This is a genomic window from Paenibacillus sp. G34, from assembly GCF_056856875.1.
Map to the genome: position 1 here is coordinate 815,093 of NZ_CM166469.1, position 18,852 is coordinate 833,944.

An 18,852-nucleotide genomic window follows, 5' to 3' on the forward strand; every position below is an offset into this window, starting at 1 on the left:
CACGAGCGACCTGGTTAAGCTACTAAGAGCACACGGAGGATGCCTAGGCGCTAGGAGCCGATGAAGGACGTGGCGAACAACGAAACTGCCTCGGGGAGCTGTAAGCAAGCTTTGATCCGGGGATGTCCGAATGGGGAAACCCAGCTGGGGTAATTTCCAGTTACACCTAACTGAATACATAGGTTAGTGTGAGGCATACCAGGGGAACTGAAACATCTAAGTACCCTGAGGAAGAGAAAACAATAGTGATTCCGTCAGTAGCGGCGAGCGAACGCGGAGAAGCCCAAACCAGAGAGCTTGCTCTTTGGGGTTGTGGGACGTCTCACATGGAGTTACAAAGGAACCGATTAAGCGAAGAGGTCTGGAAAGGCCCGCCAAAGAAGGTAAAAGCCCTGTAATTGAAAGTCTGTTCCCTCCGAGACGGATCCCGAGTAGTGCGGGGCACGTGAAACCCCGTATGAATCCGGCAGGACCATCTGCCAAGGCTAAATACTTCCTAGCGACCGATAGTGAAGCAGTACCGTGAGGGAAAGGTGAAAAGCACCCCGGAAGGGGAGTGAAATAGAACCTGAAACCGTGTGCTTACAAAAAGTCAGAGCCCGTTTTAGGGGTGATGGCGTGCCTTTTGTAGAATGAACCGGCGAGTTACGTTCCCGTGCAAGGTTAAGGTGAAGAGCCGGAGCCGCAGCGAAAGCGAGTCTGAATAGGGCGAGTGAGTACGTGGACGTAGACCCGAAACCGGGTGATCTACCCCTGTCCAGGGTGAAGGTGCGGTAACACGCACTGGAGGCCCGAACCCACGCATGTTGAAAAATGCGGGGATGAGGTGGGGGTAGCGGAGAAATTCCAATCGAACTCGGAGATAGCTGGTTCTCCCCGAAATAGCTTTAGGGCTAGCCTCGGAAAACAGAGTCGTGGAGGTAGAGCACTGATTGGGTGCGGGGCCCGCAAGGGTTACCAAGCTCAGTCAAACTCCGAATGCCATAGACTTACTTCCGGGAGTCAGACAGTGAGTGCTAAGATCCATTGTCAAAAGGGAAACAGCCCAGACCATCAGCTAAGGTCCCCAAGTGTGTGTTAAGTGGGAAAGGATGTGGAGTTGCACAGACAACCAGGATGTTGGCTTAGAAGCAGCCACCATTGAAAGAGTGCGTAATAGCTCACTGGTCGAGTGACTCTGCGCCGAAAATGTAACGGGGCTAAACACACCACCGAAGCTATGGCTTGGATCGACTTCACTGCTTCTTTGAGGCGGTGTTTACCACAAGGACATTTTTGTCTGACAAGGTGTGAAATCTTGGAAGACCAAATGTTTCTCAGGGGATAAACACAGGGCTTCGAAGCTGGAGTGAAGTCGATCCAGGGGTAGGGGAGCGTTGTATGTACGTTGAAGGTGTACCGTAAGGAGCGCTGGAGAGCATACAAGTGAGAATGCCGGTATGAGTAACGAAAAGATCAGTGAGAATCTGATCCGCCGAAAGCCTAAGGGTTCCTGAGGAAGGCTCGTCCGCTCAGGGTAAGTCGGGACCTAAGGCGAGGCCGAAAGGCGTAGTCGAAGGACAACAGGTCGAAATTCCTGTACCACCGTAAATCGTTACGAGCGATGGGGGGACGCAGTAGGGTAGTGACGCAGGCTGATGGATGCCTGTCCAAGCAGTAAGGCTGATGTGTAGGCAAATCCGCACATCGTAAGGCTGAGCTGTGATGGGGAGTGAAAATTACAGTAGCGAAGGTCATGATCTCACACTGCCAAGAAAAGCCTCTAGCCAGATGAAGGTGCCCGTACCGCAAACCGACACAGGTAGGCGAGAAGAGAATTCTAAGGCGCGCGGAAGAACTCTCGTTAAGGAACTCGGCAAAATGACCCCGTAACTTCGGGAGAAGGGGTGCCCCGGTAGTGTGAATAGCACGAGGGGGCCGCAGTGAAAAGGCCCAAGCGACTGTTTAGCAAAAACACAGGTCTGTGCGAAGCCGTAAGGCGAAGTATACGGGCTGACGCCTGCCCGGTGCTGGAAGGTTAAGGGGAGTGGTTAGGAGCAATCCGAAGCTGTGAACCGAAGCCCCAGTAAACGGCGGCCGTAACTATAACGGTCCTAAGGTAGCGAAATTCCTTGTCAGGTAAATTCTGACCCGCACGAATGGCGTAACGACTTGGGCGCTGTCTCAACGAGAGATCCGGTGAAATTTTAATACCTGTGAAGATGCAGGTTACCCGCGACAAGACGGAAAGACCCCATGGAGCTTTACTGCAGCTTGATATTGAATTTGGGTACGATCTGTACAGGATAGGTGGGAGCCTTTGAAGCGTGAGCGCCAGCTTGCGTGGAGGCACCGTTGGGATACCACCCTGATCGTATCTAGGTTCTAACCTGGTACCGTAAACCGGTGCGGGGACAGTGTCAGGTGGGCAGTTTGACTGGGGCGGTCGCCTCCTAAAGAGTAACGGAGGCGCCCAAAGGTTCCCTCAGAATGGTTGGAAATCATTCGAAGAGTGCAAAGGCATAAGGGAGCTTGACTGCGAGACCTACAAGTCGAGCAGGGACGAAAGTCGGGCTTAGTGATCCGGTGGTACCGCATGGAAGGGCCATCGCTCAACGGATAAAAGCTACCCTGGGGATAACAGGCTTATCTCCCCCAAGAGTCCACATCGACGGGGAGGTTTGGCACCTCGATGTCGGCTCATCGCATCCTGGGGCTGAAGTAGGTCCCAAGGGTTGGGCTGTTCGCCCATTAAAGCGGTACGCGAGCTGGGTTCAGAACGTCGTGAGACAGTTCGGTCCCTATCTGTCGTGGGCGTAGGAAATTTGAGAGGAGCTGTCCTTAGTACGAGAGGACCGGGATGGACGTACCGCTGGTGTACCAGTTGTTCCGCCAGGAGCACCGCTGGGTAGCTATGTACGGACGGGATAAGCGCTGAAAGCATCTAAGCGTGAAGCCCCCCTCAAGATGAGATTTCCCAGTATGTAAGACCCCTTGAAGACGACGAGGTAGATAGGCTGGGGGTGGAAGTGCAGCAATGCATGGAGCTGACCAGTACTAATCGGTCGAGGGCTTATCCAATAGCAAGTTTTAAATCGCGTATGTTTCGTTTCGAATCTAGTTTTCAGAGAACAACAACTCTGAATGAAGTGAAAATGGGTACATCACCGAGTGTGTGTATGATTTTCAGTTCTGAATGAATGGAAGAAGCATTGCTTCGATCCAATCGCGTTTGGTGGCGATGGCGGAGGGGTTCCACACGTACCCATCCCGAACACGACCGTTAAGCCCTCTAGCGCCGATGGTACTTGGACCGCAGGGTCCTGGGAGAGTAGGACGCCGCCAAGCAAAGAACCACTGCCGATGTAATTCGGTGGTGGTTTTTATTTTTTTATATTTACGAGTTTAACGTATATAAATCATGTAGCAGCCCAAGAAATTGGGCTGTTTTTTCGTGAAGAGTTCCTCTTGTTAAAAAATAGTACGAACTTATCAAATAAATTAGTACCAAGTACTAAGACTTAGTGCTATAATAGGTAAAAAATCAAACGAGGTGATCTCAGCTATGAATCATCAATCTAAATCAACAATAACAGCCATGGGTACGTATGTACCGGATCGAATACTAAGCAATGCAGATTTGGAAAAATTGGTCGACACAAGCGATGAGTGGATTGTACAACGAACAGGGATGAGAGAACGCCGGATTGCTGCGGAGCATGAATTTGTATCTGATCTGGCCACAAAAGCAGTGGAGGATATGATACGTCGTTATGAGGTGAATATCACCGATGTGGATATGATTCTTTTTGCAACAAGTACGCCTGAGTATACTTTCCCAAGTTCCGCTTCACGTGTACAGTCAAACTTGGGTATTCCGCATACTGGAGTACTTGATCTGAACGCGGCTTGTGCTGGATTCACATACGGTATGCAACTGGCAGATAGTCTCGTAACCAGTGGGATGTATCGAAAGGTGCTTGTCATCGGAGCTGAGACGTTATCTAAAATAACGGATTATACGGACCGTACAACATGTGTGTTGTTTGGAGATGGAGCGGGTGCTTTTTTAGTAGAAGGTGCTTCCGGTCAGGGGGATTTTATGTCTATCGTTTCCGGGACACAAGGAGAAGGTGGCATGCATTTATACAAAAGTGGACTTTCTACAGAAATGAATGGCCAGCCATTGAACGCCGATGGACATCTGGTACAGAACGGTAGAGAGGTCTACAAGTGGGCTGTCCGCATGGTTCCGGAGCAATTAACGGAGCTTATTACAAAAGCTGAGATGTCACCTGAGCAGATCGATTGGTTTGTTCCGCATAGTGCCAACATGCGCATGATTGAAGCAATGTGTGAGCGAGGCCCTATTCCGCAGGAACGTACGCTAACAAGTGTGGAATATCGGGGGAATACCTCTGCGGCCTCTATTCCTCTCGCTTTGCAGATTGCGGTGGATGAAGGAAAGCTAAAACACGGGCAGAACGTTGCGCTATTTGGTTTTGGAGGTGGACTAACTTATTCAGGTCTAATTGTTCGATGGGGTGTACCGGATAAGGAGTAAATGTTCAAATTTGTTAGGGTGAAATACACTTCAGGCACATAACTAATAAAGGAGGTAGAGTCAAGTCATCTGAGCTCTACCTCCTTTATTAATCTTCAATAATAAAATTAATCCCAGTACCTGACACATAGGATTTTAATCTAGTTTTCAAAAAATCAGATCCTGTAACGTCCCTCTGATCTACTGTCCTACGTAGAATCGGTATATCCCCTGCATAATTTGCAATTGCAAAATCTATTATCCTAATGAAAATAGAGTACTTTTAAACCTTCATAAGGGTAGACTATACTTTCAACATTTACAATGACGTTCAGAAGCATGAGTGCTTGTGCCGATATACTCAAAACGTTAAGGGGTTAATTCTGGTGCTTGGCGATGGTGTGTACCTTGTTCGTAGCTGTAAGCCAGCTTGATCAGCGTGCCTTCGTCAAAGGCGCGGCCCAGGAATTCCATGCCGACAGGCAAGCCATCTGTTGTGAAACCGGCCGGTACGGTAATAGATGGGAAACCGGAGAATGGGCTTAGACGATTGTTGGCGCCAGAGGTTTGCCCTTTGCCGATCACGCCAGCAGCTTGTGTTGATGTTGGATAGATGATTGCATCCAAATGGTTATCCGCCATTACTTTCAGTAAGGAATCACGAGTAATTTGAGTACGCTTCAGAACGATATCTTTGTACTCAGATGTTTCCAACGTGTCCCGTGCATCCCGTGTTTTCATGGCTTGTTCTTGGGTTTTATCAAACTGACCTGATGCGATGATCTCGGATAAGCTATGATAGGGTGCTTTTTCACCCAGGAAATCCAGATAGTTATTCAATTGAAACTTGAATTCATAGCCGCTGAGGCTAGGATATTTATTGATCTCGGCAAAGTTTGGAATGGAGATCGGTACCGCAGTAGCGCCGAGGGATTTCAGTTCTTCAACGGCGGCGTTGATGACGTCAGCAACTGCTTGTTCCTCTGCTTTGGTGCTTGGGATGAGTTCAGGAGCTACACCGATTCGAGCACCCTTTAGTCCATTTACATCCAGGAAGTCTGTGTAACTGGAAGGGATTTTCCCTACCGCGTAAGCAGTAGCAACATCTTTTTTGTCATAGCCAACGGTAGCATCCAGCATAATCGCCGCGTCACTTACGGTACGTGCCATCGGTCCACCAACATCTTGCGTAAGTGCGAGAGGAATGATGCCTTCACGACTGGACAGTCCGATGGTCGGGCGAATGCCTACAAGGCTGTTAAAGCTGGACGGTATACGGATGGAACCACCTGTATCGGTGCCCATGCCTGCAGCTGCAAAGTTTGCAGCGATGGCTGCACCTGTTCCGCCACTAGAGCCACCTGGATAATGATCAAGGGCATACGGATTCAACGTTTGTCCTCCCAGTGAGCTGGAAGTTGTGATGCCAAAAGCAAACTCATGCAGGTTTGTTTTTCCCAAAATAATGGCCCCCGCTGCTTTCAGTTTCTTTACTTGCTCTGCATCATGAGCCGGAATGGAGTCCTTCAGGCAGATACAGCCAGCCGTGGTGGGCATGTCTTTGGTATCAAAGTTATCCTTCACCAGAATCGGAATACCATGAAGTGGGCCACGAGGTCCCTGAGCTGCGCGCTCTTCATCGAGTTGTTCAGCAATTTTAAGCGCATCCGGGTTCAAATTGAGGACAGCATTGATGCTAACACCTTGGTCATCGTATTTGGCAATACGAGCGAGATATTGCTGCACCAGCTCTTTGGATGTCAGTTTACCTTGCTCCATAGCGGTTTGCATATCCATGATGGTGGCTTCTTCGAGCACAAACGGTTTTATGTAGGTATAAATGCGATCTTTCAAAATAGAGACGTCGCTTGCTGTCAGTACAGCGTTCGGCAGGAAAAGAGAGTCTGTATAGCCTTTCATCAGTCCGGCGGTATTCAAAGCACCGACGGCACTAGCATACTCGGACTGCTCCGGCACATCCTTGAAGGATGCCGGAGCGGCGTCCAGCTTGAGCCATTGCTGCAAGGCAAGTGCAGCATCTTTGCGTGACATTGTCGCACCGGAGAGCTTGTCCATGGTAAAGGGTACACCTGCAAGTGTAGCGGCTTCTTCCATGGCCTGAACGAAGGTTGCGGCACTGACCGGCGCTTTCCCTGCAAGGGCGGCGGCGGTCGAGGTTTGGCTTGAAGGAGTTGCTGCGGCGGCGAAAGCCGAAGGTACAGCAGTTCCTCCCCACGTTGCGGCAACTACGGTTCCCGCGAGTAATAAGGCTCCGCCTTTTTTTAATACAGATCCATGATAAGTCATGCATCCACGCTCCCTTCCGATGTCTAAAATGATGTGTTTGTTAGCATTCTGTTGTATATGCTTTTGCACATCTTATATTTATGTCAGGTAATCTTACAAACTTAGTATTTATTCAAAAAAACGCATACATATTGGTTTTATGTGAACATATCTCATGTTTCCTCTATGAGTCATGGAAGTGTAGAGCAAATTTTTTATTGTAGATTTTAAAATATCGATATTACCTAACATGAATCTAACGCAATATAATTGGGGAATAAGTTGAATGTATTTGCAAAAAAAAGGGACCGTTGAAACCCTCTTCGAATATAAACTTGCGAAAAACATGATCCCGGTTGAGATGATATAATGGAAAGATGGAAAGATAGGCAGACAAATCGTTGTCTCAGATTATTAGCGTTTCGAAAGAAAGGAAGAGATACGAAGTGAAGACATTAGTACTCGCAGAGAAGCCCTCTGTAGCTCGGGAGATTGCCCGGGTGATGGGAGCACGTGATAAACATAAAAGTTACATGGAAGGTCCGAAGTATATTGTAACGTGGGCCCTTGGGCATTTGGTGGGGCTCGCTGAACCAGAGGATTATGACAAAAAATATGCTACTTGGAATCTGGAGGATCTGCCGATTTTGCCAGAGCGGACCAAGCTGAAAGTGCTCCGGGAGACTAACCACCAGTACAAAGCGGTGCAGCAACTAATGAAACGTCAAGATGTAGGCGAGCTTATTGTTGCAACCGATGCAGCACGTGAAGGAGAACTGCTGGCAAGATGGATTATGCAGATGGCACAGTGGAAAAAGCCGTTCAAACGATTGTGGATTTCATCTCAGACCGATAAAGCGATCAAGGATGGATTTGCTTCGCTGAAGCCGGGCAGTCAGTTTGATCGCCTCTATGAATCTGCACGCTGCCGTGCAGAAGCAGACTGGATGATTGGCCTTAATGTGACACGTGCGCTAACCGTGCGGTTTAATGCTCAATTATCCGCAGGGCGTGTACAGACCCCAACTCTAGGCATGATCATGGATCGGGAAAATGAAATTAACGGCTTCCGTTCGCAGGAATACGAGACGTTAACCGCGGACTTTGGAGATTTTCAGGCGGTATGGCGTGCAGGTGGCGGGGATTCAAGAGTGTTCGATAAACAGGATATGCAACAACTGAAAGCACGGGTGGAAGGACGTAAAGGCTCGATTGCCCAAGTGAAAAAAAGTGAAAAAGTCGAGCCGCATCCACTGGCCTATGACCTTACGGAACTTCAACGGGATGCGAACCGTAAACACGGTTTTTCCGCCAAACAGACCTCTAACGTATTACAGCGCCTATACGAGCAGCATAAGCTTGTTACCTATCCGCGGACAGATAGCCGTTATCTGACTTCCGACATGACAGGGACATTGAAGGAGCGGTTAGAGAGTGTAGCTGTCGGCCCTTATGCGTCTCTTGCACGCCCTTTGCTCCGTAAAAATCTGAACATTACCAAACGAATCGTGGATGACAGCAAAGTTACGGATCACCATGCCATCATTCCAACCGAGCAGACGGTGCTCTTAAATCAACTCAGCCCTGAGGAACGTAAGTTATACGATCTCATTGTTCGCCGTTTTATCAGTCTGTTCTATCCGGCGGCGAGGTACGATTCTGTTGCTATTACGGTACAGGTAGGGAAGGATTCCTTCCACGTGAAGGGCACGACGGTGAAAGATAGTGGCTGGCGTGAAGTCTACGGCGGTGATTACACGGATGATGAAGATGAGCGTGAGGATGACGGAAGCGGTCAAGATCGTGTACTTCTGCCGGATATACAGCAAGGGCAATCCTTAACTCTCCAGCGCTGCCATATCAAGAGTGGGCGTACAATGCCGCCGAAGCGGTATACGGAAGCTGCACTACTCTCCCAGATGGAAAAGCATGGACTCGGCACACCCGCGACACGCGCGGATATTATTGAGAAACTGGTCAGTTCGGATACGATCGATCGACAAGGCAACAGTCTGCATCCAACCGGCAAAGGCAAACAATTGATCGAGCTTGCTGCACCGCAGCTGCGTACACCGGAACTGACAGCTCGCTGGGAGGCTGAACTGGAGCGGATTGCACGTGGACAGGGGAAGCCTGGTCCGTTTCTGGATGGCATTCGTTCTATGGCGAAGGAACTTGTATCCACGGTGAAAAGCAGTAAAGCGGAGTACAAGCCGCATAATGTAACCAACAGCCACTGTCCGGACTGTAATGCCAAGTTGCTAGAGAAAAAGGGGAAACGCGGCAAGTTCCTTGTATGTCCTACAGAGGACTGTGGTTATCGCCGCTCCAATGAGAAGCGCTTGTCGAACCGCCGCTGCGCGCAGTGCCATAAAAAGATGGAGATTAAGGAAGGCAAAGCTGGACTGTATGTTCAGTGTCTGCCATGCGGAATTACCGAAACACTGGACAAGGACAAGCAGCATGTAAACAAACGCGAGCAACAAAAGCTGGTGAAGCAATATGCGAAGCAGGAATCCATCGGTTCCAACTTGGGAGACTTGCTGAAGGCAGCCATGGAGAAGCAGGGGAAATAAGATTACAGCATGTATATCGTAGACTGTGAAATTTCAAATTTTTTCGTATATACATGCGTCAGCTGTTAGTGGGCGCGAAAAGTTACAGTCACGTATAAATTGCTGTTTTTTCTAGCAATCTGTGCTCGTGCTTGTTTTTCAAGACGGCTTGACGACAAAGCGATTACGATACTCCCTAGGTGTGAAGCCTGTATGCTTTCGAAATACCTTAATGAAATAGCTTTGATCGTGAAAGTTTAGCAGTGTATAAATCTCACTCAGTCGATAGTCTGAGAAAACGATAAGATTTTTGGCCTCTTCAATCCGTTGCCTTTGGATAAAAATGCGAAGCGCCTCTCCAGTCTCTTCCTTGAATTTGCGGGAAAGATAGGAGGGGTTTATTTGCAGATGTGAGGATAGTACCAATAGACTTAAATCATCGTACAGGTGATTGAATATATATTCCTGACATAACAGAATATCCTTGGAGAAATGAGCTCTCTGGACTTTGACTACACGTTCGGTAAAATCACCAAGTATATTCTGCAGAATCGGGTGAATCGAATCAATTCTGGACAGCTTTTCAATTTGTTGGATATAAGTGTCGCTAAGCGTAAGGGCCGACTCCGAATACAATCCACCATCAATGGCAGCACGAGTTCCCAGTGTGATGGCTGCGATGATCAGATTTTTTTTGCTCCGTAAACTGTCATGTTCGGATAAGGTACCGTAGACACCTTTCAGATCCATATGCTGTTTCAGGTACAGCAGCATTTTAGGTTTGTTCCCTAGACGGACCTGATCAAACACCTGTTTCTCTGAAAGATAGGATTTGTGAAACAAGCTTCGTTCCCTCTGTTCCAGAAGAGACAGTTCGAGTATACCTTCCGTATAGCTTTTTGCTGTTGTTTGGTTGTCCTCCAGCACTTCATCCCGATTCAGAACTTCATGATGTAAAAGATAATGAGCCATAATCGCCGCACTTAGCAACGGATGCAGATCATCTGGTTCAGAGAAGGTTGATTGGTCGGGAGATTGATCCCAAACAGCAAACGGACTGCTCTCCAGATACTGATGTGCGTTGGGCCAGAGAACGAGCAAACCTGTTTCCTCACCAGTGGAAACGGGGAGTAGGATCATTTTATCGGCTTGCTTAAGGTTCTGTTCATGGTGATGGTAATAGACAATTTGAACTTTCCGCTGTACAGGGATGGATAGAAGCTGACTCAACAGCTCTTGGCTTAAAGAACTATGACTGCTGGAACCTCGAATAAGGTAGAACACAGGAATACGAGTAGCATCATATAACGTTTGTATGATCCATTGAAGCTTGTCCCCAGTTATCGTTGACATTGCGGATTCCATCTCCTTAATGATCATAATTAAATACCAATAATCACAAATAAGTACCATAAATATAATTGGGAACGCTTTATATTTCAATAAAGAGGTTTGATTTGATCACTGATGTATAGAGCAGGAGGCAGACAGAATGTATCTGGTTATTGATATTGGTGGAACGTTTATCAAGTACGGTGTAATGAGCGAAAGTGGGGAACTTTTATCCAAAGGGAAACGCGGTATTGGGCGAAGCGGCCTTCAGGAACTGCAGGATGGACTCTTTGCCATCGTGGACGCACAAGACATGTCACAAATTCAGGGCATTGCTCTAAGCTGTCCAGGAACAATCGATGTAGAAACAGGAATAGTGTACCACGGCGGTTCTTTTCCATTTTTGCATGAGGTCAATTTAGCCAAGCTTCTTGAAGACAGATATGCGATCCATGTATCCATTGAAAATGATGGGAAGTGTGCAGCGCTTGCTGAACTGTGGCTCGGCAGTGTCAAAGATACCAAGGATTCCGTCGTGATGGTGCTGGGCAGCGGCATCGCGGGAGGAATCATCATGGACGGTAAACTGCAACGTGGCAAAAACTTGTCAGCCGGAGAGGTTAGTTATGTGATGAGCCGGATTAACCCGGTAACGAAGGAAGCGGCCTATTTTGGACTGGAGAGCTCGGCTGTAGAGATGGTTAGACAGATTGGTGAGTTAAAAGGGCTGGATGACCCTGCCGATGGTGAGGCCGTGTTTGAATTTATTAATCAGCGAGATGCGGAGGCGTGTGGTGTATTTGATACCTTTTGCACACAGATTGCAGTTCAGATCATGAATCTGCAATACATTCTCGACCCTGAAGTGTTTGCCATTGGAGGAGGCATCAGTGCACAGCCTGTTGTGCTGGAGCGAATCCAATGGGCAATAGATGAACTGAAGCGAATTAACCCATTGCATAAGGCGAGCCCACAGATTACAGCCTGTACGTTTGGAAATGATGCCAACCTGTACGGAGCGTTATATCATTTTCTAAACAGCCACCGGAACAACTAGACGTGCCCCTAAAGCCTAAAGTATAGGTGACTCCTTCGTATAAGATGCTTCGTTTTCAGGCAACGTAAGCGGAGGAGGTGAGCCTGAGATGCCACATAATAAACCGGAGAAACGCAATAATCAGCAGAACAAGGACAGTATTCGGGAAGAGAATATTGCAGTGAGCCCAGAGAAAGCAGCCAAACGGGTACCAAGCCTAAACGGTATTCCAAAACAGGAATCGTAGATTCAGCCTTTATGTAAAAATAGAGCGGTTCTCTGTCCGCGTTGATCATCTGCCCGCCTTGGGATTATAATGGAGGCAGGGAGATGTCCCGGGACAGGGGGACCGCTAAACGCATATGCAGACAGGACTTATCGTATGGTTTATCTTTATTAATGTTGTCGCATATCTGGTCATGTCAGATGACAAGAGACGTGCACAGCAGCGGCGAGACCGCACGCCTGAGAGAACGTTATTTTTACTAGCTTTTATCGGTGGTGCACTAGGCGTCTGGATTGCGATGTATCGGAAAAGGCATAAAACGAAACATCCCAGCTTTACGATTGGCATTCCATTGCTCGTATTTCTGAATGCAGTAATGTATGGTTACTTTTTTCAGTAATTGTATAGGGATGAATGAATTCGTTATGTAAAATGTTTCTTATCAAGTGGTTCATCTTAACCTGTGAAGGTTTAAGAAGTTACATGGTTCCAGGCTCTGTAAGGGATTTAGATGTCAGACCGAGGCTTGCTTCGGGTTCTACATATATAAGGAAGGGACGGGATTAACATGTTATTTTCCAAAATATTAGTAGCTTATGACGGGTCAAAAGCTTCAAATAAAGCGCTAGATCGTGCAATTGAGCTTGCCAAGGCATCGCAAGGGGCTGTGCTCGATGTCATTCATGCATTTGATTTCCCTCGTGTATTTATTGGGGAAGGTCTGGCACCGCTGCCGCCTTCACTCAACAATGATTACTACAATCTGGCCGTGCAAACGACCGATGAAGCCAAAGAACGGATTCAAGCTGCTGGTGTTACAGCCAACGTGGATCTGATTCAAGGGGCTGCTGCTGAAGTGCTGCTGGACTATGCCAAAGAAAACGGTTCGGATATCATTATCATTGGTTCCCGCGGATTAGGCGGAATCCGTGAATTCGTGCTCGGCAGTGTCAGCCACAATGTAGTACAGCATGCTCAAATTCCTGTATTGATCGTGAAATGATTTTGAAATAAGAGGGAGGGTGTAATTATACTCCAGTCCCTTGTGAACAAGCCGGCTGTCTTCGAGAAATTGAAGAGGGGCCGGCTTTCTTTTTTTATTTTATTTTGCTGCAACAGGATGGGGTATTTCAAGCTAATTTGGAGTTAATTGTATAACACTGCACTAATTCCCGAACATTAGATTTGTCAATATGTTAAATGTTCGTCTTTAAGTTGACATACGCTGTAGGGGATTGTTAGAATGTTAGATGTGTCGATCAGGTTAAAATAAGGTCGAGTAGGAACGAAAGTTGTATGATTATGGAACATGGTAAACAAAGATGTAACGAATAGATATTTGCTCGTATAACGCCGGGAATAGGGCCCGGAAGTATCTACCCGGAAACCGTAAATTTCCGGACTACGAGGAGATACGGCTGAGAGTCGCATGGTTGATTGCGGACAGCAAGCCCCTTTTGGCATGCCCAAATGAGGGATACGTATTTCTTGGAGTCCGGTGTCCGGAGAAAATGTATATTTTCGCGGGTAGCGGACTTTTTGTTTTCATTTGCAAAAGGGCATTGAAGTGACCGTGTAAATTACCTTTAGTTCAGCTTATACGACAAATGGGTTCTAAAATGCTCAGATGGGAGTGGGATGTATTCATGTCAGTGCGAGTTGCTGTAATTATGGGCAGTAAGTCCGATTGGGAAACGATGAAACATGCGTGCGAGGTGCTGGACGAGCTTGAGATTGGTTATGAAAAAAAAGTCGTCTCCGCACATCGTACACCGGATTTGATGTTTGAATATGCAGAACAGGCGATTGACCGAGGATTTAAGGTCATTATCGCTGGTGCAGGCGGAGCGGCTCATCTTCCAGGTATGGTGGCATCCAAGACGATGCTTCCAGTCATCGGTGTTCCGGTTCAATCCAAAGCATTGAACGGTCTCGATTCCTTGCTGTCCATTGTGCAGATGCCTGGCGGCATCCCGGTAGCGACGGTTGCGATTGGCAAAGCGGGTGCGACCAATGCAGGCTTGCTCGCTGCACAGATCATTGGCGCATTTGACCCGGAAGTGCAGCGCCGCTCCGAAGCTCGCAGAGAACGGATTAAACAAGAAGTACTGGAAAGCAGTGATGAGCTATGAGTAGCGAAGCAATGAAACAGGTTAGTGGAGCAAGCGAAGGGCAGTCTGCGCTGTTGCCCGGACGGACTACAATCGGTATTCTCGGCGGTGGCCAGCTTGGACGGATGATGACACTCGCTGGAGCAGCAATGGGATATCGGTTTGTTACCCTTGATCCAACGCCAGACTCACCTTGTGGTCAAATTGCAAAGCAGATTCAGGCAGGATACGATGATGTACAGGCAGCAAGAGAACTCGCACGGCAATGCGATGTCATTACGTATGAGTTCGAAAATGTGGATGCAGAGGTGGCCGCATTACTTGAGCGCGAGTCCTTTGTACCGCAAGGCAGCACTCTTTTATATACAACACAGCATCGCCTGCGTGAGAAACGTGCGATTGAGGCCGCTGGTGTAAGGGTTGCTCCATACCGCGAAATTACCAGTTTGGATACGATGAATGCTGCGGTGAGTGAATTAGGAGTTCCATGTGTGTTGAAAACAGTGACTGGTGGATATGACGGCAAAGGTCAGCGGGTGATCCGGGTCGCAGCGGAAGCAGAAGAGGCGTACCAAGAGCTTGCATCGACAGGAGCAGAGCTGGTGCTGGAGCAATTTATCAAGTTTGAATGCGAGATTTCGGTTATTGTTGCCCGTAGCACGAATGGAGAGATCAAAACGTTCCCGCCTGCGGAGAACATTCATGTGAACAACATTTTGCATGCGTCGATCGTACCTGCGCGAGTGGCTACGAACATTCAGCTTGAAGCACAGAAACTGGCAGCGGCGGTTGCTGAATCGATGGAAGCTGTAGGACTGCTGGCGGTGGAACTGTTTGTAGCCGCTGACGGTAGACTGTATGTGAACGAGCTGGCTCCAAGGCCGCATAATTCCGGACACTACACGATGGAGGCTTGCGCCACATCACAGTTTGAGCAGCATATTCGTGCCATCTGCGGATTACCGCTGGGGGATACAACACTGTTAAGTCCCGTCGTTATGGTCAATGTGCTTGGTGAGCATCTGGAAGGAATCATCGCAAGAACAGGGCAACCTGATGAAGAGGCGATGGAACTGGGTGTCATCCCTAAGCTTCATATATATGGCAAGAGCGAAGCGAAGACAGGACGGAAAATGGGGCATGTGAACCTGCTCTGTCAGGATGTCCAAGAAGGATTGCAATGGATCGAACAAACTAATCTATGGAGGCATACAAATTCATGATTGAACGTTATAGCAGACCCGAAATGAGAGCCATCTGGACGGAAGAAAACAAATTCCAATCGTGGCTGGAAGTTGAAATTTGCGCATGCGAGGCATGGGCTGAGCTTGGAGTTATCCCGAAGGAAGAAGCAGCTTTGCTTCGTCAGAACGCTTCTTTTGACATTGATCGTATCTATGAGATTGAAAAGGAAACACGCCATGACGTTATCGCGTTCACACGTACGGTATCCGAGAGCCTGGGTGCAGAGCGGAAGTGGGTACACTACGGCCTGACTTCCACGGACGTGGTGGATACGGCACTTGGTTATGTACTGCGTCAAGCGAACGAAATTTTGGAAAAAGACATCATTAATTTCATCGAAATTTTGCGCGAAAAAGCACTGACTTACCAGCACACGCCAATGATGGGACGTACACATGGTGTACATGCAGAGCCAACGACATTCGGGTTGAAAATGGCATTGTGGCATGAAGAGATGAAGCGTAACCTGGATCGTTTTCGCCATGCAGCGGATGGCGTACAGTTTGGTAAAATCTCCGGTGCGGTAGGAACATATGCGAACATCGATCCATTTGTTGAAGAGTTTGTCTGTGAGAAGCTGGGTACCAAGCCTGCACCAATCTCCACGCAAACGTTGCAACGTGACCGTCATGCGGAGTACATGGCTACGCTGGCACTGATCGCAACTTCACTGGACAAGTTCGCTACAGAAGTACGTGCACTGCAGAAGAGCGAGTTCCGTGAAGTGGAAGAAGCGTTTGCCAAAGGTCAAAAAGGATCTTCCGCAATGCCGCACAAGCGCAATCCGATCGGCAGTGAAAACATCTCTGGTCTGTCCCGTGTTATCCGCGGACACATGGTATCTGCATACGAGAACGTAACGCTGTGGCATGAGCGCGACATCTCGCACTCTTCCGTAGAACGTGTCATTCTGCCAGATGCAACGATGTTGCTGAACTACATGTTGAACCGTTTCGGTAACATTGTGAAGAACCTGACTGTGTTCCCGGAAAACATGAAACGCAACATGGAACGTACCTTTGGCGTACCATTCTCCGGCCGCGTTATGACGAAGCTGATCGACAAAGGCTTCAGCCGTGAGCAGGCGTACGATACCGTGCAGCCGCGTGCCATGCAAGCGTGGGAAGAACAACGTCAATTCCAGGACATCGTGAAGTCCACACCTGAAATTACAGCCGTGCTGAACGATGAGGAAATTGCAGATGCATTTAACCCGTCCTGGCACCTGAAACACGTGGACACAATCTTCAAAAAACTCGGCTTGAACGACTAATCGATTAATATATGCCCTTAATAAGGCTAGAGAAACGAATGATGGGCTACAAGGGAACGCAGAAGACAGAAATACCCCACTAAAAGTATAGGTTGATTATGTGTTCACGCTGGAACGAAGAATGCAGAAAAAACCTGTAGAAGCGAAGCGTTCGCCTTTATCACCGAATTTTCCCCTTATACAATTGGATCAGAAAAATTCGGGGATAACAGCGATCGGAAGGTTCTTCTGCATTTGGAGTGGCCCCGCGTGATGAGGGGAATTGGACGTATATTTTACATCTCCTGAAAGAAGGTGACCCCATGGCACTGTCCACGGCGGCAGATCTTGTTAAAGCACCTCTGTTATACAAAGGAAAAGTACGCGAGCTATACGATCTGGGTGAGCACTTTCTTATTGTGGTGACGGATCGCATCTCGGCATTTGATTACGTGCTCGACCCGGCGGTTCCAGAGAAAGGTAATGTGCTGAATCAACTCAGTAGCTTCTGGTTTGAACTGACGGGCAACATGATGGAAAACCATGTGGTTCATACCGATGTGAATCAGCTGGATGATCTGGTCACCGAACCTGAATTGCTCAAAAACCGCATCATGGTTACACGTAAAGCAGAGCGCATCGATATCGAATGTGTGGTGCGCGGATACATCACTGGTGGTGGCTGGAGACAGTATGAGACAACCGGAGAAGTGAATGGAATCAAACTGCCGGAAGGCCTGCGCAAAAATGCCAAGCTTGAAGTGCCTATCTTCACACCGGCTGCCAAAAATGACGTTGGTCATGACGAGGACATCTCGATGGAGCGTATGAAAGAGCTTGTCGGAGACGCACTTGCTATCGAGCTTCAAGAGAAAAGCTTGCGACTCTATGAGTTTGCTCGTGATTACTGCGATCAGCGCGGTATCATTCTCGCAGACTGCAAATTCGAGTTTGGCATCGTGGACGGTAAGGTGATCCTGATCGATGAAATCTTCACCCCGGATGCTTCCCGCTTCTGGGCAAAAGAAAACTATGCTCTCGACATTGAGATCGACAGCATGGATAAAGAACCTGTCCGTACCTATCTTGCAGGCACCGATTGGGACAAGAACAGCAAGCCCGATCCACTTCCACAAGAGGTTGTAGAAGCGACAACGGCAAGATACGTCGATATTTATAAACGTTTAACGAAATAATAAAAGGTAACGTTTGAGCGTGTGCTCCGGGAAAGTTTGAGTAAGAGACGTTTGAGCGTGTGGCTGCGGGAAAGTTTGGCTTTCCATCGCTGTTGCCCCCGGAATGTTTGGATTTTAATCCTTTTTTCAAAAGGACACATTCCGGTTGCAAAGGCGAACGCTCCGCTTCTCCAGCTCAAATCTTTCCCTCCGCCAGTGTTCAAACTGGTGGATGAGGTAATTAAAGCGAAGGCTTCACCAAGTATGAAGCCTGGAAAGATTACAAGAATTAAAATCAATGTTACTCAAAGACTTGAAAACCTGTCCCACGCATGCGGAAAGCTATGGATTGGTTTAGGTTTACCGCTCTTACAGTTGCCACTGAGCAACGCAAAGGGTTTAGGCCTTTAAAAATTAGCGCCGCAGGATGGGACGTAGGGGTGGAATGGTTCACGAAGAGCGAAGCGTCCGCCTTTGTTACCGGGTTTTGACCGCAGCGCGGGCCAAAACGAATCAGAAAAACCTGGGAACAACCAGCGGCCGGAGGAACCATCCACACCGGAGCGAGCGTCCCAAGGCCACCGTTTTTACTACCCGCCGAGCAACGCAAAGGGTTTAGGCCTTTAAAAATTAGCGCCGCAGGATCGAGCGTAGGGGTGGAATGGTTCACGAAGGAGCGAAGCGTCCGCCTTTGTTCCCGGGTTTTGACCGCAGTGCGGGCCAAAACGATTCAGAAAAACCGGGGAACAACAAGCGGCCGGAGGAACCATCCACACCGAAGCGCCCGTCCCAAGGCTACAGCAACTTTTTTAACAGCATAAAGCATTTATCCCGTTCATTACTGAGGAGGAACATACAGATCATGATCAAAGCAACCGTATATGTCACTATTAAACAAAGCGTACTCGACCCGCAAGGTGTAGCTGTTCAAGGAGCCCTGCATTCCATGGGATTCAACGAAGTGGAAAGTGTACGGATCGGTAAAGTCATGGAACTGAATCTGGATACAACAGATCGTGTGGAAGCGGAAAAACGATTGAAAGTGATGTGTGAGAAGTTGCTCGCCAACACCGTTGTTGAAGATTACCGCTACGAATTGGAGGGTTAATCTC

14 protein-coding genes, 2 rRNA genes and 1 riboswitch are annotated in these 18,852 nt (G+C 48.2%); of the genes, 14 read left to right on the forward strand and 2 right to left on the reverse strand.

What is annotated here, in order from left to right; genetic code table 11:
• Positions 1-12 precede the first annotated feature (12 nt).
• The 3 genes from AC1VYS_RS03730 to AC1VYS_RS03740 all read left to right on the forward strand — a co-directional run bounded on the left by AC1VYS_RS03730 (position 13) and on the right by AC1VYS_RS03740 (position 4,543).
• Positions 13-3,060, forward strand: a 23S ribosomal RNA gene (locus tag AC1VYS_RS03730).
• A gap of 150 nt (positions 3,061-3,210) precedes the next feature.
• Positions 3,211-3,327 (forward strand): 5S ribosomal RNA (rrf, locus tag AC1VYS_RS03735).
• Between the two features lie 217 nt (positions 3,328-3,544).
• Positions 3,545-4,543, forward strand: a complete 999-nt coding sequence (locus AC1VYS_RS03740; RefSeq protein ID WP_482913055.1) for a beta-ketoacyl-ACP synthase 3 — start codon at positions 3,545-3,547, stop codon at positions 4,541-4,543.
• A gap of 348 nt (positions 4,544-4,891) precedes the next feature.
• On the opposite strand, the gene AC1VYS_RS03745 is transcribed toward AC1VYS_RS03740, so the two are convergent.
• Positions 4,892-6,829 (reverse strand): amidase family protein, encoded by a 1,938-nt coding sequence (locus tag AC1VYS_RS03745; RefSeq protein WP_482913056.1) that lies wholly within the window; start codon positions 6,827-6,829, stop codon positions 4,892-4,894.
• 425 nt (positions 6,830-7,254) lie between these two features.
• Here AC1VYS_RS03745 and AC1VYS_RS03750 point away from each other — a divergent pair, with 425 nt between their 5' ends.
• Positions 7,255-9,384, forward strand: coding sequence for a DNA topoisomerase III (locus AC1VYS_RS03750; RefSeq protein ID WP_482913057.1), 2,130 nt, complete (start codon positions 7,255-7,257; stop codon positions 9,382-9,384).
• 138 nt (positions 9,385-9,522) lie between these two features.
• On the opposite strand, the gene AC1VYS_RS03755 is transcribed toward AC1VYS_RS03750, so the two are convergent.
• On the reverse strand, positions 9,523-10,716 hold the full coding sequence (locus tag AC1VYS_RS03755) for an AraC family transcriptional regulator (protein ID WP_482913058.1): 1,194 nt from the start codon (positions 10,714-10,716) through the stop codon (positions 9,523-9,525).
• Between the two features lie 139 nt (positions 10,717-10,855).
• On the opposite strand from AC1VYS_RS03755, the gene AC1VYS_RS03760 reads away from it, so the two are divergent.
• The 10 genes from AC1VYS_RS03760 (at position 10,856) to purS (ending at position 18,848) form a co-directional block, all read left to right on the forward strand.
• Positions 10,856-11,752 carry an ROK family protein gene (locus AC1VYS_RS03760; RefSeq protein ID WP_482913059.1) on the forward strand — a complete coding sequence of 299 codons (897 nt, stop codon included), beginning with the start codon at positions 10,856-10,858 and terminating at the stop codon, positions 11,750-11,752.
• Between the two features lie 88 nt (positions 11,753-11,840).
• Positions 11,841-11,978: a hypothetical protein gene (locus tag AC1VYS_RS03765; protein WP_441930133.1), complete on the forward strand. Its 138-nt coding sequence runs from the start codon at positions 11,841-11,843 to the stop codon at positions 11,976-11,978.
• Positions 11,979-12,093: 115 nt separating this feature from the next.
• Positions 12,094-12,357: a DUF1294 domain-containing protein gene (locus AC1VYS_RS03770; RefSeq protein ID WP_482913060.1), complete on the forward strand. Its 264-nt coding sequence runs from the start codon at positions 12,094-12,096 to the stop codon at positions 12,355-12,357.
• A 168-nt stretch (positions 12,358-12,525) separates the two neighbouring features.
• Positions 12,526-12,960: a universal stress protein gene (locus AC1VYS_RS03775; protein ID WP_482913061.1), complete on the forward strand. Its 435-nt coding sequence runs from the start codon at positions 12,526-12,528 to the stop codon at positions 12,958-12,960.
• A 320-nt stretch (positions 12,961-13,280) separates the two neighbouring features.
• A riboswitch (purine riboswitch) is annotated at positions 13,281-13,382 on the forward strand.
• Positions 13,383-13,603: 221 nt separating this feature from the next.
• A complete protein-coding gene (gene purE, locus AC1VYS_RS03780; protein WP_482913062.1) occupies positions 13,604-14,089 on the forward strand; it encodes a 5-(carboxyamino)imidazole ribonucleotide mutase in 486 nt (161 codons plus the stop codon).
• A gap of 11 nt (positions 14,090-14,100) precedes the next feature.
• The gene (purK, locus tag AC1VYS_RS03785; protein WP_482914899.1) at positions 14,101-15,291 is read left to right on the forward strand and encodes a 5-(carboxyamino)imidazole ribonucleotide synthase; all 1,191 of its coding nucleotides are present in this window, start codon (positions 14,101-14,103) and stop codon (positions 15,289-15,291) included.
• The gene (gene purB / locus AC1VYS_RS03790; RefSeq protein ID WP_154960735.1) at positions 15,288-16,586 is read left to right on the forward strand and encodes an adenylosuccinate lyase; all 1,299 of its coding nucleotides are present in this window, start codon (positions 15,288-15,290) and stop codon (positions 16,584-16,586) included. Before purK ends, purB begins: the two co-directional genes overlap by 4 nt.
• A gap of 302 nt (positions 16,587-16,888) precedes the next feature.
• A complete protein-coding gene (locus AC1VYS_RS03795) occupies positions 16,889-17,761 on the forward strand; it encodes a phosphoribosylaminoimidazolesuccinocarboxamide synthase (RefSeq protein WP_482913063.1) in 873 nt (290 codons plus the stop codon).
• 36 nt (positions 17,762-17,797) lie between these two features.
• Positions 17,798-18,151, forward strand: coding sequence for a hypothetical protein (locus AC1VYS_RS03800; protein ID WP_482913064.1), 354 nt, complete (start codon positions 17,798-17,800; stop codon positions 18,149-18,151).
• Between the two features lie 451 nt (positions 18,152-18,602).
• Positions 18,603-18,848 (forward strand): phosphoribosylformylglycinamidine synthase subunit PurS, encoded by a 246-nt coding sequence (gene purS, locus AC1VYS_RS03805; RefSeq protein ID WP_090923368.1) that lies wholly within the window; start codon positions 18,603-18,605, stop codon positions 18,846-18,848.
• Positions 18,849-18,852: the final 4 nt, after the last annotated feature.